Raw genomic sequence first — 16,248 nt, forward strand, 5'->3', positions numbered from 1 at the left:
AGGATGGATCACGCAGCGGGTTGAATCCTGATGAAAGTCTGATGGAAGGCTGATGGAAGGCTGATGGCATATGCCTTGCACCAATACATCCATCAGCGCTCGGACCAACGTTGGCCATGGGCGCAAGGACAATGACGTCGCTACCCGGCTCTGCTCGCGCATGGCCAGGGGCGACGTCTTTTTTTAAAGGTGCACAGTCAATGAATGAACCCTCCGCCGGCCCGTTGGCCTGGGTCAATGGCAGCGACGCTCCGGAAAAGACCGAAATCAACCTCGGCTTCATGGCCCTGAGCGACTGCGCGTCCGTGGTCGTCGCCGCCACCCAAGGCTTCGCCCAGCCTTACGGGCTGACCTTGAATCTCAAGCGCCAATCGTCCTGGGCCAACTTGCGCGACAAGCTGGTCAGCGGCGAACTGGACGCCGCCCACAGCCTGTACGGCCTGGTGTATGCAGTTCACCTGGGCATCGGCGGCATCGCCGCTACTGACATGGCCGTGCTGATGGGCCTGAACCAGAATGGCCAGAGCATCAACCTGTCACCCGGTTTACAGGCCCTGGGCGTGACCAATCCTGAGGCACTGGATCGCCACGTGCACCAAAGGCGCCCAAGACTGACTTTTGCCCAGACGTTTCCCACCGGTACCCACGCCATGTGGCTGTATTACTGGCTGGCCAGCCAGGGTGTTCATCCGCTGCAGGACGTCGACAGTGTGGTGGTGCCGCCGCCGCAAATGGTCGCGCACCTGCAGGCGGGACGCATCGACGGTTTCTGTGTCGGCGAGCCGTGGTCTGCCAGTGCGGTGAACCAGAATCTGGGCTTCACCCTGGCCACGTCCCAGGCGATCTGGCCCGACCACCCGGAAAAGGTCCTGGGCTGCACTCGGGCTTTTGTCGAGCAGCATCCCAATACCGCCCGGGCCCTGGTAATGGCGATTCTCGAAGCCAGTCGTTTTATCGAGGCCAGCCACGAAAACCGCCGCAGCACCGCGCAATTGCTCAGTGCCAAACAGTATCTGGATGCGCCGCTCGACTGCATCGAACCACGCCTGCTGGGCGACTACGCCGACGGGCTCGGCAATCACTGGCAGGACCCGCACGCCCTGCGTTTTCACGGCGCCGGTGAGGTCAATCTGCCGTATCTGTCCGATGGACTGTGGTTCATGACCCAATTTCGCCGCTGGGGTTTGTTGCGCGACGATCCGGATTACCTCGCGGTCGCCCGCCAGGTGCAGCAACTGGACCTGTACCGGCAAGCGGCCAGCGCCGTCGGAGTCGCCAGCCAGCCCGAGGATATGCGCCGCAGCCAACTCATCGATGGAAAAATCTGGGACGGCTCGGATCCGGCCGGGTATGCGCGCAGTTTCAAGCTGCATGCCCTGAACGACCGCCCAGCCCTTCTCGCCAGCCGCTGAACAGGAGACTGCGAACATGTTGCGTATCCTGCTGATCAACGACACCGCGAAGAAGGTCGGACGCCTCAAGGCCGCCTTGACCGAGGCTGGCTTCGAGGTGATCGACGAATCCGGCCTGACCATCGACCTGCCGGCACGCGTCGAAACGGTGCGCCCGGACGTGATCCTGATCGATACCGAGTCACCGAGCCGCGATGTCATGGAGCAAGTGGTGCTTGTCAGCCGTGATCAGCCGCGGCCGATCGTGATGTTTACCGACGAGCACGACCCGGTTGTAATGCGCCAGGCAATCAAGTCCGGCGTCAGTGCCTACATCGTCGAAGGCATTCACGCCCAGCGTCTGCAGCCGATTCTCGACGTGGCCATGGCGCGCTTCGAGAGCGACCAGGCCTTGCGTGCGCAACTGCACGCCCGCGACCAGCAACTGGCCGAACGCAAGCGTATCGAGCTGGCCAAGGGGCTGCTGATGAAGATGAAGGACTGCAACGAGGAAGAGGCCTACACCCTGATGCGCCGCCAGGCGATGAGCCGGCAGCAGAAGCTGATTCAGGTGGCGGAGCAGATTATTGCGATGAGTGAGTTGTTGGGTTGAGATGTGTGATGTTCTGGAGGACGTCATCGCGAGCAGGCTCACTCCTACAGGGTTCACCTCCCTCTGTAGGAGTGAGCCTGCTCGCGATGGCCACAACTCGGTTCCCAATGGTTGGCACAGATCTGGCTAAGTAATCACCACAGGTAACCAACGCCGGTTGCCCCACCTACGACAAAGACGTCGCTCACCTCATTTGCCCCTGGCGAATCCGGTAGCGGCGTTTTTTCGTTTTGGCCCCACAGCACGGGGTCGGTGGTGCGGCCGGCAAGGCGCCCCATCTGCTAGCTCACGACTCCCACTCGAGACTCTTCACAGCTGAGGTGCGCGATGAATTCAAGCTTCTGGAAATCCGGTCATACCCCGACTCTGTTCGCGGCCTTCCTCTACTTCGACCTGAGCTTCATGGTCTGGTACCTGCTCGGCCCGCTGGCGATCCAAATCGCCGCCGACCTGCAGCTGACCACCCAGCAGCGCGGCCTGATGGTCGCCACGCCGATTCTGGCAGGCGCCATCCTGCGATTTATCATGGGCATGCTGGCGGATCGGCTGTCGCCGAAAACGGCCGGGATCATTGGCCAGGTCATCGTCATCTGCGCCCTGTTCGTCGCCTGGAAGCACGGGATTCACACCTACGAGCAGGCGTTGTTGCTCGGACTGTTCCTCGGCATGGCCGGTGCGTCGTTTGCGGTCGCCTTGCCACTGGCATCGCAATGGTACCCGCCGCAGCACCAGGGCAAAGCCATGGGCATCGCCGGTGCGGGCAATTCCGGCACCGTGCTGGCCGCACTGATCGCCCCGGTACTGGCCGCCGCGTTCGGCTGGAGCAACGTGTTCGGCTTCGCCGTGATTCCGTTGATCCTGACCCTGGTCGTCTTCACCTGGCTGGCGAAAAACGCTCCGGAACGCCCGAAAGCCAAAGCCGTGGCCGACTATTTCAAGGCTCTGGGCGATCGTGACAGCTGGTGGTTCATGTTCTTCTACAGCGTGACGTTTGGCGGCTTCATCGGCCTGGCCAGCGCCCTGCCCGGCTACTTCAACGACCAGTACGGGCTGAGCGCAGTCACTGCCGGTTACTACACCGCCGCCTGCGTATTTGGCGGCAGCCTGATGCGACCCCTGGGTGGCGCGCTGGCCGACCGGTTCGGCGGAATTCGCACGCTGCTGGCGATGTATACCGTGGCTGCGGTATGTATCGCGGCGGTGGGTTTCAACTTGCCAAGTTCCTACGCCGCCCTGGCACTTTTCGTCTGCACGATGCTGGGTTTGGGCGCGGGTAATGGCGCGGTTTTCCAGCTGGTGCCCCAGCGTTTCCGTCGGGAGATCGGCGTGATGACCGGTTTGATCGGCATGGCCGGCGGTATCGGCGGCTTCGCGCTGGCGGCCGGCATGGGCGCCATCAAGCAAAGTACCGGCAGTTACCAGCTGGCGTTGTGGTTGTTCGCCAGCCTGGGCGTGCTGGCCTGGTTCGGCCTGCACGGCGTCAAACGTCGCTGGAGAACCACCTGGGGTTCGGCCGCCGTTACCGCCGCACGGGTCTGAACCGGCCATGAGCCTGCAGCTGAGTTTCGCCGAAGCCAGCGCCACCGGGCCGCGCGAGGAGAATCAGGACGCCTTGCGCCTGGTGACGCCAACCCCCGCCCTGGCGGCGAGCAAGGGTTACCTGTTCGCCATCGCCGACGGCGTGAGCCAATGCGCCGATGGCGGGCTGGCAGCCCGTTCGACCCTGCAGGCACTGGCGCTGGATTACTACGCGACCCCGGAAACCTGGGCGGTGGCCCAGGCACTGGACCGCCTGCTGCTCGCGCAAAACCGCTGGCTGCAGGCCAACGGCGGCGGACAACCACTGCTGACCACTGTCAGTGCCCTGGTGGTGCGCGGCCGGCGATTCACCCTGGCGCATGTGGGCGACTGCCGGGTGTATCGCTGGCATGCCGGCGAGTTGCAGCGCATCAGCGAGGATCACGTCTGGGACCAGCCCGGCATGCAACATGTGCTCAAGCGCGCGATGGGTCTGGACCAGCATCTGGTGCTGGATTTCCTCGATGGCGAGTTGCGCCTGGATGAGAGTTTTGTGCTGCTCAGCGATGGCGTCTGGGCGGTACTGGGCGACACGGCTATCGCGGCGATCCTGCGCGATCAACCGGATCTGCACAGCGCCGCGCAAACCCTGGTCAGCGCCGCGCACCTGGCAGGCAGTCAGGACAATGCCAGTGCGTTGCTGGTAAGGGTCGATGGCCTCGGGGAAACCAGCATCGGCGATGCGCTGGTGCACTTGCAGCAATGGCCGCTGCCGCCCGCGCTGAAGCCGGGCCAAATCTTTGAGGGCTGGCAAGTGGACGGCATACTTGGCCTGAGCCAGCAGTCGCTGCTGTATCGGGTGCATGACGGGCAACAGCAGCCCTGGCTGCTGAAAACCCTGCCCGGGCGGCTGCACGACGATCACCGGGCCGGGCAGGCATTGCTGGCAGAGGAATGGTTTCTCAAGCGCGTCGCCGGGCGGCATTTTCCTGAAGTGCATCCTGCCAGTCAGCGTCAGCATTTGTACTATGTGATGCGGGAATATTCCGGCTCGACACTCGCCGCACTGTACGCCGAGGTCGGACCGCTGCCGCTGGCTCAATGGCTGGACCTGGCCGAGCGCCTGTTGCGTGCCGTCGGCATGCTGCATCGACGGCAGATTTTGCATCGAGATATCAAGCCGGAAAATCTGCTGCTGGGCGACGATGGCGAGTTGCGCCTGCTGGATTTCGGCCTGGCGTACTGTCCAGGTTTGTCCGAAGACCAGTTTTCGGCCCTGCCTGGAACGCCGAGCTTTATTGCGCCGGAAGCCTTTGGCGGTGCTGCGCCGAGCGCGCAACAGGACCTCTACTCGGTGGGTGTGACCTTGTATTTCCTGCTGACCGGGCACTATCCCCATGGCGAGATCGAAGCGTTCCAGCGCCCTCGCTTTGGCGTTGCGGTCAATGCCAGTCGCTACCGGCCGGACTTGGCGGAATGGATCGCGCAGAGTCTGGAGCGCGCGGTTGCGGTGGATCCGGCACATCGGTTTGAGACGGCGGAGGAATGGTTGCTGGTGCTGGAACAGGGCGAGCGGCGCAGTTTGAGTGTGCGGCCCAGACCGCTGCTGGAGCGTGAGCCGATGAAGGTGTGGCGGACCGTGGCGTTGGTGATGTTGGTGGTGAATGTGGTGCTGTTGGGTTTGGTGGTTCATGGCTGATACGGAGTCGCGCCCATCGCGAGCAGGCTCACTCCTACAGGGTTCACCGCCATCCTGTAGGAGTGAGCCTGCTCGCGATGGCGGTCTGAAGGTCATGCCATATTATCGGGCAACACGCTTCGATTCGGTGCAACAACCGTGGTACGAACGCTCACTACTGACCTCTGAAGCAATGAGTTCGCCTGTTTCAAGACTTGGCACAACCACTGCATTACCTCCCCCAACAGACATAAAGCCCACCCTCAACGATGAGGGCTGCGCTTCCCGACAGAACGGGACAAGGACAAAGGCGTCCTCGCTAGGCAACTGGCGGGACGCCTTTTTTTGTTTGCGCGAAATTTCTCGAACACGCCGGAGAACCTGATGAAAAAACTGAAACTGGTGATGATCGGCAATGGCATGGCCGGGGTTCGCACCCTGGAGGAATTGCTCAAGCTGAGCAGCGAGCTGTACGACATCACCGTCTTCGGCGCAGAACCCCATACCAACTACAACCGCATCCTTTTGTCCCCGGTGCTGGCGGGCGAACAGTCGTTCGAAGAGATCGTGCTCAACGACCTGGACTGGTACCTGGACAACGACATCAAGCTGCTGCTCAACCGCAAAGTGGTGCGGATCGACCGGATCAAGCGCCGGGTGATCGCCGACGACGGCACCGAAGCCGAGTACGACCGCCTGCTGATCGCCACTGGCTCGACGCCCTTCATCCTGCCCATTCCTGGCAATACCCTGCAGGGGGTGATCGGCTACCGGGACATCGCCGACACCCAGGCGATGATCACCACCGCCAAAACCCACACCCACGCCGTAGTCATCGGTGGCGGCCTGCTTGGCCTCGAAGCGGCCAACGGCCTGATGCTGCGCGGCATGCACGTCACCGTGGTGCACAATGGCGAGTGGCTGCTGGAGCGCCAGCTGGACAAAACCAGCGGCCTGCTGCTGCAAGCCGCCCTCGAAGCTCGTGGCCTGCACTTTCGCCTGCGCGAACAGACCGAGGCACTGCACGACGCCGGTAATGGTCGGGTCGGCTCGGTGCAATTCAACAACGGTGACGTGATCCCCGCCGACCTTGTGGTGATGGCGGCGGGCATCCGGCCCTGCACCGAACTGGCGGAAAAATCCGGCATCCCGTGCAACCGCGGGATTCTGGTCAACGACACCCTGCAAACCTACGACCCGCGCATCTACGCGATCGGCGAATGCGCCAGCCATCGCGGCATCGCCTACGGCCTGGTCGCGCCACTGTTCGAACAGGCCAAGGTCTGCGCCAACCACCTGGCCCAGCTGGGATTCGCCACCTACAAAGGCTCGGTGACCTCGACCAAGCTCAAGGTTACCGGCATTGATCTGTTTTCCGCCGGCGACTTCATGGGTGGCGAAGGCACCGAGACCATCACCCTGTCCGACCCGATCGGCGGGGTCTACAAGAAGCTGGTGATCAAGGACGACGTGCTGGTCGGCGCCTGCCTGTACGGCGACACCGCCGACGGTGGCTGGTATTTCTGCCAGATCCGTGAACATCACGACATCGAACACATCCGTGACCATTTGATGTTCGGCGACTCCTGTTTGCCGGCCCTGCGGGAAGCAAGCTGATGGACCGCCAGATCACCGCTTCAACCTGCTGCTACTGCGGAGTCGGCTGCGGCGTGCTGATCGAGCATGACGGCGAGCGGATCCTCGGCGTCAGCGGCGACCCGGCGCACCCGGCCAACTTCGGCAAATTGTGCAGCAAGGGTTCGACCCTGCACCTGACGGGCGACCTGACGGCACGGGCGCTGTATCCGGAACTGCGCCTGGGCAAAACCCTGGCGCGCAGCCGCACGGACTGGGACAGCGCCCTTGATCATGCCGCTAACGTATTTGCCAGCACCATTGCTGAACACGGCCCGGACAGCGTGGCGTTCTACATCTCCGGGCAATTGCTCACCGAGGATTACTACTGCTTCAACAAACTGGCGCGGGCGCTGGTGGGCACCAACAACATCGACAGCAACTCACGGCTGTGCATGTCTTCGGCGGTGGTCGGCTACAAGCGCAGCCTGGGCGCAGACGCACCGCCGTGCAGCTACGAAGACCTGGAGTCGAGTGACTGCGTGATGATCGTCGGCAGTAACATGGCCTACGCCCACCCGGTACTGTTCCGACGCCTGGAACAAGCCAAATCCCGCCGCCCGCAGATGAAAGTCATCGTCATCGACCCGCGTCGCACCGACACCTGCGACCTCGCTGACCTGCACCTGGCGATTTTGCCGGGCACCGATGTCGCGCTGTTCCACGGAATTTTGCACCTGTTGCTGCTGGAAGACCGGGTCGACCGCGACTTCATCCGGGCGCATACACGGGGCCTGCCAGAGCTGGAAAACCTGGTGCGCGACTACACCCCGCAGATGGCCTCGCAGTTGTGCGGGATCCGCGTCGAACAGCTGCAGCAATGCGCGCGGTGGGTTGGCACCTCGGGGAGTTTCCTGTCGTTGTGGTGCATGGGGCTGAATCAGTCCACTGCCGGCAGCGCCAAAAACAGCGCGCTGATCAATCTGCACCTGGCCACCGGGCAAATCGGCCGGCCAGGTGCAGGACCTTTCTCGCTGACGGGTCAGCCAAATGCCATGGGCGGGCGGGAAACCGGCAGCCTGGCGAACCTGCTGCCGGGTCATCGTGACGCCGCCAATGCCGGGCATCGCGAGGAAGTGGCGGCCTACTGGGGCGTTGAGCAACTGCCCCACAGCACCGGGTTGACCGCGATCGAGTTGTTCGAGCAGGTGCGCAGCGGCCGCATCAAGGCGTTGTGGATCGCCTGCACCAACCCCGCGCAATCGATGCCCGATCAGACCTCCGTGCGCGAGGCCCTGCAAGCGTGCCCGTTTGTAGTGTTGCAGGAAGCTTTTCGCACCACCGAGACCGCAGCCTTCGCCGACCTTCTACTGCCTGCCGCCAGCTGGGGCGAAAAGGATGGCACGGTGACCAACTCCGAACGGCGCATTTCCCACGTGCGCCAGGCCGTTTTCGCACCTGGCGAAGCGCGGCCGGACTGGGCAATCACCGTGGATTTCGCTCGCCGCCTGGAAAAGCATCTGCGTCCGGAGCATGCCAGTCTGTTCGCCTTCGATAGCCCGGCGCAGATTTTTGATGAGTACAAACAGCTGACCCACGGCCGCGACCTGGATCTTTCCGGGCTCAGCCATGCCTTGATCGACCAGATCGGCCCGCAGCAATGGCCCTTCCCGCCCGGCGCCAGCCAAGGTACGACCCGGCTGTACGGCGATGGTATCTTCCCGACCGTCGATGGCCGCGCCCGGTTCGTCGCCGACCCTTTTTGCGCCGCCAAAGAACAGCGTGACGCACAGTTTCCGCTGACCCTGATCACTGGTCGCCTGCGCGACCAATGGCACGGCATGAGCCGCACCGGCACCGCCGCGCAGTTGTTTGGTCACGTCACTGAAGCGGTGCTGAGCCTGAACCCGGATGAGCTGCGCCGTCATCGCTTGCAGGCCGGTGACCTGATCAGCCTGAAAAGTCGCCGCGGTGCGGTGATTCTACCGGTCGCCAGCGACGAGAGTGTGCGGCCCGGACAGGCGTTCCTGCCCATGCACTGGGGCGACCGGTTCCTTAAAGGCGGAGTAAATACCCTGACTCAACCGGCCTTCGACCCTTTGTCGAAACAGCCTGAGTTGAAACACAGCGCGGTGCGACTGGAACCGGTTGTACTGCCGTGGCAACTATTTGCGCTGGTGGAAGGTAACGTTCAGCAGCAATTTGAGCGCCTGCGACCCCTCTGTGAGGAATTTTCCTACGCCAGCCTGAGCTTGGCCGGCCGTGAACGCCCAGCACTGCTCATACGCGCTGCCAGCGCCTCAGCGCCCGACGCGCAGTTATTGCGTGACTTCGATAAACACCTGGGCCTGGACGAGGGCCCTGTGCTGGCCTACGACGACATGCGGCGCGCGATCGGCAAACGGGTACGCCTCGAAAACGGCAGGATCACCGCAATTCGTCTGGCCGGGGAAACCCGGGCTCAGCACTGGCTGCAAAACCTGTGGCTTGAAGGTCGCGCCGATGAACAACTAAGGCGCTGGATGCTTGCGCCTTTGAGCGCACCTCCTGGCAGCGCTGGCACTGGCACTGGCAGCAAAACCCTGTGCAACTGCCGCAACGTCAGCCACGACGCTGTTTGCGCCGGGATCAGTCGCGGCCTCGATCTGCAGGGCCTTAAACAGCAATTGGGTTGCGGCACGCAGTGCGGTTCGTGCGTCCCGGAAATCAAGCGACTGCTGGCCGCCACGGCGCAGCCGATCGCACTTATCTCTTGAGGAAAACACGATGAGCGCAAAAGTCTGGCTGGTGGGTGCAGGTCCCGGCGACCCGGAGTTGCTGACCCTCAAGGCGGTACGCGCCTTGCGCGAAGCGGATGTGGTGATGATCGATGACCTGGTCAACGACGCCGTCCTCGAACATTGCCCGCAAGCGCGAATCATCCCCGTGGGCAAACGCGGCGGCTGTCGCTCCACGCCACAGGCGTTTATCCATCGGCTGATGCTGCGTTACGCGCGCCAGGGCAAGTGCGTGGTGCGGCTCAAGGGCGGCGACCCGTGCATTTTTGGACGTGGAGGTGAGGAAGCGCAGTGGTTGCGCGAGCGCGGGGTAGAGGTCGAGCTGGTAAACGGCATCACCGCCGGGCTGGCTGGAGCAACGCAGTGCGATATTCCGCTGACCCTGCGCGGGGTTGCGCGCGGAGTGACGCTGGTGACGGCGCATACCCAGGATGGCAGCAACCTGAATTGGCAGGCCTTGGCCCAAGGCGGCACGACCCTGGTGGTGTACATGGGGGTGGCGAAACTAAGTGAGATCCGTGAGCAGCTGCTCGCCGGCGGCATGACGGCGCATACGCCGGTGGCCATGATCGAAAACGCTTCCCTGGCGCATCAACGTGAGTGCCGCAGCGACCTGGGCGCCATGGAACGGGACGCCAGTGCGTTCGAATTGAAGAGCCCGGCGATTCTGGTGATCGGTGCTGTGGCGAAAGATCAAAAGATCGCAGCCTTCGGCAGCTCCTACGAGGGCCTGCGTACCTCGCGTGGTCACCCAATCCTGTAGGAGCTGCCGAAGGCTGCGATCTTTTAGGAGCATCGCAGAATCCGGATCAACCCAAATCGCAGACAAAGAAAAGCCCGGCCTAAGCCGGGCTTTCCTCAGAGCTACGCGCTAATTACTTAGCGTTAGCTTCAACCTGCGCTTCTACGCGACGGTTTACAGCGCGGCCAGCGTCAGTAGCGTTGTCAGCAACTGGGCGGGATTCGCCGTAGCCAACGGACTGAACGCGGGACGACTCAACACCGTACTGGTTGGTCAGAACTTGCTTAACGGCGTTTGCACGACGCTCGGACAGTTTCTGGTTGTAAGCGTCAGGACCGACGGAGTCAGTGTGACCTTCAACAGTGGTGCTGGTGGATGGGTACTGCTTCATGAAGTCAGCCAGGTTCTTGATGTCGCCGTAGCTGTTGGTTTTAACAACAGATTTGTCGAAATCGAACTTAACGTCCAGCTCTACACGAACAACTTCAGCAACTGCTGGGCAGCCGTCAGCGTCAACAGTTACGTTGGCTGGGGTGTCCGGGCACTTGTCAACGTTGTCGCAAACGCCATCGTTGTCGCTGTCGGAGCAGACTTCAGCTGGTGCTGGAACTGGAGCAGCAGCAGGCTTGGAGCCGCCACCGAAGTTCACACCGATACCGACGCTTGGAGCCCACTCGGTGTCGCCCTGGTCGATGTTGTACTGAGCTTCAACGCCGGCACGGGCGTAGAAGTTCTCGGTGAAGTACAGTTTTGCACCGCCGCCAACGTTGGCGAAGGTGGAACGGTTACGACCGTTCGAACCGTTCTGGTCGATGCTCTGGTCGGAGAAACCGGCCGAAACGTAAGGGCGCAGCATGTCGCCTGGGTTGTTGAAGTGGTACAGAGCGTCCAGAGCGGTGTTAGCGCCTTTTACGTTCTTGCCATCGTTGGCGCGTACGTTGTGCACTTCGTCGTAGGCCAGACGCAGTTCAACGTCGTCAGTCAGGAAGTAACCAACGGAACCGCCGAACAGGTTGCCGTCGTTCTTGAAGTTACGAGCGCTGTCGAATTGTTCTTTCTTAGCGAAGCCTTCGATTTCAACTGCGCCTTGGCCTTGTGCCAGAGCGCCGAACGAAGTGGCAGCAATAAGAGAACCAATGGCCAAGCCCAAGGTGTTTTTCAGTTTCATCCGTTAAATCCCCATCTGGTGATTGTGAAGCAGTCCCGCAAACCGGGGGACAACTCGGCGGCAAGTCTATCAGAACTTGCCTACACGTAAGAGATATTTGCGTCGAACTAAGTTTCAGCCACGCCTGCAAATTTCTCACGCAATTTATCTAGAGCACGTTTGTAACGCATTTTTGTTGCACTCAAACCCATGTGCATGATGTCTGCGATCTCCTGAAATTCAAGCTCTGCGACAAATCGTAGCACCAGAATTTCACGGTCAATCGGGTTCACATACACCAGCCAGCGATCGAGTCCACCCTTTTCCTCGGCTTTGGGCATCTTTTCTTCAGATGCCTCCTCGAGGGGGTCCAGACTCAACGCGTCCATCAAGCGACGCTTACGCCGTTCCTTGCGATACTGCGTGATGCATTCGTTGTACGTGATGCTGTAGAGCCATGTCTTGAACTTCGATTTCCCCTCGAAGTTCTTCAGGCCATACAACACCTTCAACATCACTTCCTGACAGACATCGTCTGCGTCGCGATCGTTCCCAAGATATCGTGCACAGACGTTAAATAATGTTCGTTGGTAACGCCGCATCAGTTCTTCATAGGCGCGCGTCACGTGAAACAGCTCGGTGTGCGAGCGCGCGACCAACTCCTCATCAGAGAGCTCGCGGGGGTCGTAGCGCGTGGAGAGCGATTGAGCTTTATTCAAAACAAGTCGGGCCGACAGTCAGGTCAATGTCCGCCGCAGCCCTTTCCAGGGCAATTTGCGGCGGCATACATTAGCAGGGTTTGCCGGGTTAGCGGCTACTCACATGCTGCTCCAGGAGGATCCGATTGGAGAGAGAGACTAGCTCACCCTCGTCGGTCAGCAATGTGGTTTTAACCGTGCCGATCTCTTCGATCTGGCCTTCGACCTCGCCAACACGCACTTGTTGCCCAACCTGATACAACTCACGCACATAGATTCCAGCAAGAATCTGACCGGCAATTTCCCGGCTTCCCAAGCCCATGGCCAGCGCTACAGCCAGACCAACGGTAATCAAAACGATCACAATCACATGGTTGAGCAGGTCAGTCTTGACCTCCAACTGGCTGATTGCCACCGAGATACTGATGATGATCACCAGGCCTTGGGCGATCCGCCCCAGGCCCGATGCGTAATCCAGCCCCACACCTTCAGCGGCGCCGCGCACCAGCCCATTGGCCAGTTGCGCCAGCAACACACCCACCAGCAACACCAGCGCGGCGCCAAAAACTTTCGGCAAATACAGCGCAAGCATATCCAGCGTAGCTGAGACTCGCTCAAGTCCAAGAGATTCCGCAGCCGAGACAAGAAATATTAGCAGGACGAACCAATAGACTATTTTACCGATCAGCGTGGAGATCGGCACCTGCAGCCCGGCACGGGACATCAGCTTGGTCAGGCCGGTGCCGCCCATCAGGCGATCGAGGCCCAGCTTGGCGAGCAATTTGGAGAGCAGCGTATCCAACAACTTCGCCACCACGAACCCCAGAAGCAGCACAACCAGTGCGCCAAACAGGTTCGGGATGAAGTTTGCAACCTTGGTCCATAACGCAGTCATTGCAGTGACGAGGCTCTGAGTCCAGAGATCAAGTTCCATATTCAATCAGCCTTATCAGCAGTGCGAACGCTAGGTTTACGGTGACGGGAAACCGGCGAGACATGCGCCGATCCGTTATTCAAGGCGATCATCAGCGCGGGCAACCAGCGGCCCAGCAGACTGAACAGATCACCGGCGCCGACCTGGCGGTTGGCGGTTTTCAATACACGCCCAAGGCACGCATCGTCGTCCCGGGTGGACGGTGAGGCGTTGAGCATGTCGCGCAAAGACTGTTCAAACGGATCGTGCATACGCACCTCTCGTGATGTCTGTGAAAGACGCGATCAAATTTGCCCGGGTCACATGAAGCATCGTCACACCCAACGCAAACGACGAAATAACCACCATTGCCCGAGCGCCACCGAGACCATCATCAGGCAGGCAACCAGGAAGCCATACGGGCTATCGGAGAACGGAATTCCACCAACGTTTATCCCCAGCAGGCCAGCCAGGAAACTCATCGGCAAAAAGATCCCGGTGATGATCCCGAAGCGGTACATCGTGCGATTCATGCGCACGCTCAAACGTCTATCTTCGGCCTCGAGGACCAGCCCCACCCGCTCCCGAGTCAACTCCAGCTCCTCTAGATAGCGGGTCAGGCTGTTGTTCAATTCGTTCCAGTAATCGGCATCGTCATCGACAAACCAGGGCAATTTTATCCGAGTCAGCTGACCAAAAATATCCCGCTGCGGCGCCAGGAATCGTTTCAGCGCGGCAGCCCGGCGGCGGATCTGCAAAATGGCCCCGTGCTCGGGTGTATACCGTTCGTCGGCATCCAGCTTTTCTTCTTCCTCATCGACGACTTCGGAGAGGCAACTGACCAGATCCTGCACTTTGTTGGTGAGGAACTGGGCCATATAAAGGATGAGTTCGGAAGCGGTTTTCGGCCCCTTGCCTTCGTCGAGTTGCACCAGCAGCTCATCGGTGGCGCGCAACGGCCGCAGGCGCAGGGAAATGACCCGCTGCGCCGAGCCGAAAATGCGCACCGAGACCATGTCTTCCGGCTCTGCTCCGGGGTTGAGGTTGATGCCGCGCAGGAACAACAGCAGTTCGGAGTCCGGCAGCGGCAACAGGCGCGGTCGGGTGTTCTCCTCCAGCAGCAGATCGCAGCTGAACTCGGTCAGGCCGCTGTATTTGCGCAGCCAGGTCTGGGTTTGCGGGTGACTGCGGTCCCAGTGCAGCCACAGGCTTTCATGGGCCTGCAGCTGCAAGTCATCGAGTTCAGTCCGGGCTATCGAACGCGCACCGCCTTTTCCATCCAGCACCAGGGCGTGTACCAGCCCCCACTGCGCGTTTTCTTCCTCGAACATCCTCACCCCTATGTTGGTCGTGCGCGGTTACTCAGGCATCTGCAGCGGGCTTGGCGAGATGATCACGCCGTTGTTGTCCGCATAGATGTATTCGCCCGGTCGGAACGTCACACCAGCAAAGGTCACCGGGACGTTGATTTCGCCGACTCCTCGCCGGTCGGATTTGCGTGGGTGACTGGCGAGCGCCTGAACGCCCAGATCGGTCTGCGCAATGATATCCACGTCGCGGATGCAGCCGTAGATCACCAGCCCTTCCCAACCGTTTTTCGCGGCTTTCTCGGCCAGCATGTCACCCAGCAATGCATGTCGCAGGGAGCCGCCACCGTCGACCACCATCACCTTGCCCTTCCCGTCCAGCTCGACCTGCTCTTTAACCCGGGAGTTATCTTCGAAGCACTTGACGGTCACGATCTCGCCGCCGAAGGAATCACGGCCACCGAAATTGCTGAACATCGGTTCCAGCACCTGGACCAGTTCCGGATAGGCGTCGCACAAGTCAGGCGTAAGGTAATGGTTCATCGAGAAACTCCTGTAAAGAGGAAGACAATCGAGGATGTCGCAAAGTGACCAGAAAAGCTTGATGCGTCATATCTTAGCCGCAACCCGAAGCAAGCGAAATGCCCTTGATAGAGCATCGGGCTCAGACCGCTGCGGCGAAATCCGGGTTGTCACCCTGTAGCGGGACCTGCTGATCAGCCAGCCAGCGTGCCACCAGCGGCCACACCTCAACCTGCGCCGCTTTGCTGACGAGCATTTCGACGTGACCGAAATTATCGGCAAAACCCTGGTCGCGTCCCAGATTGACGAACTGTTTCTGTGCCGAGCCGATCTGGTCGAACAACTTGCGACAGGCCCACGCCGGGTCCTGATGATCGCCTGCTGCGCTGACGGCCAGCACCGGCAACTGCACGTCGGCCAGGCCAGCCCACCAATCCTTGTCCGCATCGCCGAAACGTCCGAACAGGCCGTACCAGCGCATGCTCTCCAGGGCCAGGCCGATCGGCTCGTCCTCCGGGCCGCGCTTGAGCCTGGATCCGGACAGCTGGGCAAAACGCTTGAGAATGAAGCGCCCGCTCCACTCCACCGGCGGAATCTTCAATGGCCAGTACGTGCGGCTGACCTGGGTTCCGAAGAATGCCGCAGACGCCACGACGGACTCGTCGATGTATTGACCACCCAACGCTGCGGCCAGGGTGATGCCACCCAGGGAGTGGCCGATCCAGTGCGGCGCCTGGCCGCTCTGCTCGCGCACGAAGGCACCGATGGCCGGCAAGTCGTAGCGGGCGTAGTCGGCCACGCGGTTTTGGCGATAACCCTGATTGCGCTGCGACAGGCCGTGGCCGCGCATTTCCGGGATCCACACATCAAAACCCAGGCGAGTCAGATAAGCACCCAACCCCAGGCCTTTCGGGGAAAACCAGAATCGGCGGTTGGAAAAACTGCCGTGCAACAAAATCACCGGCACCCCGCGCAACGCAGGTTCATCGGCCATGCCGAGACGCGTCACGGCCAGCTCGACGGTGCCGTCAGGGCTGTTGCCGGGCTTTACACGGTAGACGTCTTCGCTCAGATCACCGCGTCGTTCGGCGCTGATCAGGGCGACAGGAAATAGGTTGCTGCTGCTTTGCATAATGCTCTTGCACAAAAAAGGGCGGCTTCCAGAGGAGCCCGCCCTACATGAATCTAAAAACAGGCTCCCCCTGTGGGTGCAAAGCCTGTGGGAACAAATTCTGTTGGAGCAAGCCCTGTGGGAGCACATTCTGTGGGGGCAAGCCCTGTGGGAGCACAGCTTGCTGGCGATGGCGACTTTGAAGAAGCCATCGCGGGCAAGCCTTGCTCCCACAGGCTGTACTCCCAGACCTTGC

The 16,248-nt window shown here is 61.0% G+C and carries 13 protein-coding genes and 1 pseudogene; 7 read left to right on the top strand and 7 right to left on the bottom strand.

Features of this window, described 5'->3' with window-relative positions; all coding sequences use genetic code 11:
• Positions 1-200: 200 nt before the first annotated feature.
• The 7 genes and pseudogenes from ACYZTK_RS06670 (at position 201) to cobA (ending at position 10,315) form a co-directional block, all read left to right on the top strand.
• On the top strand, positions 201-1,412 hold the full coding sequence (locus tag ACYZTK_RS06670; protein ID WP_462013714.1) for a CmpA/NrtA family ABC transporter substrate-binding protein: 1,212 nt from the start codon (positions 201-203) through the stop codon (positions 1,410-1,412).
• A gap of 16 nt (positions 1,413-1,428) precedes the next feature.
• Positions 1,429-2,004 (top strand): ANTAR domain-containing response regulator, encoded by a 576-nt coding sequence (locus ACYZTK_RS06675; RefSeq protein WP_045061004.1) that lies wholly within the window; start codon positions 1,429-1,431, stop codon positions 2,002-2,004.
• Between the two features lie 327 nt (positions 2,005-2,331).
• The gene (locus ACYZTK_RS06680; RefSeq protein ID WP_462013715.1) at positions 2,332-3,543 is read left to right on the top strand and encodes a nitrate/nitrite transporter; all 1,212 of its coding nucleotides are present in this window, start codon (positions 2,332-2,334) and stop codon (positions 3,541-3,543) included.
• Between the two features lie 7 nt (positions 3,544-3,550).
• A complete protein-coding gene (locus ACYZTK_RS06685; RefSeq protein ID WP_462013716.1) occupies positions 3,551-5,221 on the top strand; it encodes a protein kinase domain-containing protein in 1,671 nt (556 codons plus the stop codon).
• Positions 5,222-5,584: 363 nt separating this feature from the next.
• Positions 5,585-6,793, top strand: a pseudogene (locus ACYZTK_RS06690) (NAD(P)/FAD-dependent oxidoreductase); the annotation flags it as partial.
• 23 nt (positions 6,794-6,816) lie between these two features.
• Positions 6,817-9,531, top strand: a complete 2,715-nt coding sequence (locus ACYZTK_RS06695; RefSeq protein WP_462013717.1) for a nitrate reductase — start codon at positions 6,817-6,819, stop codon at positions 9,529-9,531.
• A gap of 10 nt (positions 9,532-9,541) precedes the next feature.
• A complete protein-coding gene (cobA, locus tag ACYZTK_RS06700; RefSeq protein ID WP_462013718.1) occupies positions 9,542-10,315 on the top strand; it encodes a uroporphyrinogen-III C-methyltransferase in 774 nt (257 codons plus the stop codon).
• A gap of 112 nt (positions 10,316-10,427) precedes the next feature.
• Here cobA and ACYZTK_RS06705 read toward each other — a convergent pair whose 3' ends face one another.
• The 7 genes from ACYZTK_RS06705 to ACYZTK_RS06735 form a co-directional block, all read right to left on the bottom strand.
• Positions 10,428-11,462 (bottom strand): OmpA family protein, encoded by a 1,035-nt coding sequence (locus ACYZTK_RS06705; RefSeq protein WP_462013719.1) that lies wholly within the window; start codon positions 11,460-11,462, stop codon positions 10,428-10,430.
• Between the two features lie 107 nt (positions 11,463-11,569).
• Positions 11,570-12,160, bottom strand: a complete 591-nt coding sequence (sigX, locus tag ACYZTK_RS06710) for an RNA polymerase sigma factor SigX (protein ID WP_045060998.1) — start codon at positions 12,158-12,160, stop codon at positions 11,570-11,572.
• Between the two features lie 88 nt (positions 12,161-12,248).
• Positions 12,249-13,073 (bottom strand): mechanosensitive ion channel family protein, encoded by an 825-nt coding sequence (locus tag ACYZTK_RS06715; protein ID WP_007916401.1) that lies wholly within the window; start codon positions 13,071-13,073, stop codon positions 12,249-12,251.
• A gap of 2 nt (positions 13,074-13,075) precedes the next feature.
• Positions 13,076-13,324, bottom strand: a complete 249-nt coding sequence (locus tag ACYZTK_RS06720) for a CrfX protein (protein ID WP_462013720.1) — start codon at positions 13,322-13,324, stop codon at positions 13,076-13,078.
• A 63-nt stretch (positions 13,325-13,387) separates the two neighbouring features.
• On the bottom strand, positions 13,388-14,383 hold the full coding sequence (locus ACYZTK_RS06725) for a zinc transporter ZntB (protein WP_462013721.1): 996 nt from the start codon (positions 14,381-14,383) through the stop codon (positions 13,388-13,390).
• 27 nt (positions 14,384-14,410) lie between these two features.
• Positions 14,411-14,902, bottom strand: coding sequence for a ribonuclease E activity regulator RraA (rraA, locus tag ACYZTK_RS06730; protein ID WP_462013722.1), 492 nt, complete (start codon positions 14,900-14,902; stop codon positions 14,411-14,413).
• A gap of 121 nt (positions 14,903-15,023) precedes the next feature.
• Positions 15,024-16,013 carry an alpha/beta fold hydrolase gene (locus ACYZTK_RS06735; RefSeq protein WP_462013723.1) on the bottom strand — a complete coding sequence of 330 codons (990 nt, stop codon included), beginning with the start codon at positions 16,011-16,013 and terminating at the stop codon, positions 15,024-15,026.
• Between the last annotated feature and the right edge of the window lie 235 nt (positions 16,014-16,248).

The organism is Pseudomonas sp. LB3P31, assembly GCF_054897945.1.

What these genes read in the sequence shown, in the direction of transcription:
- ACYZTK_RS06670 (WP_462013714.1), top strand. Translation starts at nt 201, where the DNA reads ATGAATGAACCCTCCGCCGGCCCGTTGGCCTGGGTCAATGGCAGCGAC.
- ACYZTK_RS06675 (WP_045061004.1), top strand. Translation starts at nt 1,429, where the DNA reads ATGTTGCGTATCCTGCTGATCAACGACACCGCGAAGAAGGTCGGACGC.
- ACYZTK_RS06680 (WP_462013715.1), top strand. Translation starts at nt 2,332, where the DNA reads ATGAATTCAAGCTTCTGGAAATCCGGTCATACCCCGACTCTGTTCGCG.
- ACYZTK_RS06685 (WP_462013716.1), top strand. Translation starts at nt 3,551, where the DNA reads ATGAGCCTGCAGCTGAGTTTCGCCGAAGCCAGCGCCACCGGGCCGCGC.
- ACYZTK_RS06695 (WP_462013717.1), top strand. Translation starts at nt 6,817, where the DNA reads ATGGACCGCCAGATCACCGCTTCAACCTGCTGCTACTGCGGAGTCGGC.
- cobA (WP_462013718.1), top strand. Translation starts at nt 9,542, where the DNA reads ATGAGCGCAAAAGTCTGGCTGGTGGGTGCAGGTCCCGGCGACCCGGAG.
- ACYZTK_RS06705 (WP_462013719.1), bottom strand. Translation starts at nt 11,462, where the DNA reads ATGAAACTGAAAAACACCTTGGGCTTGGCCATTGGTTCTCTTATTGCT.
- ACYZTK_RS06715 (WP_007916401.1), bottom strand. Translation starts at nt 13,073, where the DNA reads ATGGAACTTGATCTCTGGACTCAGAGCCTCGTCACTGCAATGACTGCG.
- ACYZTK_RS06720 (WP_462013720.1), bottom strand. Translation starts at nt 13,324, where the DNA reads ATGCACGATCCGTTTGAACAGTCTTTGCGCGACATGCTCAACGCCTCA.
- ACYZTK_RS06725 (WP_462013721.1), bottom strand. Translation starts at nt 14,383, where the DNA reads ATGTTCGAGGAAGAAAACGCGCAGTGGGGGCTGGTACACGCCCTGGTG.
- rraA (WP_462013722.1), bottom strand. Translation starts at nt 14,902, where the DNA reads ATGAACCATTACCTTACGCCTGACTTGTGCGACGCCTATCCGGAACTG.
- ACYZTK_RS06735 (WP_462013723.1), bottom strand. Translation starts at nt 16,013, where the DNA reads ATGCAAAGCAGCAGCAACCTATTTCCTGTCGCCCTGATCAGCGCCGAA.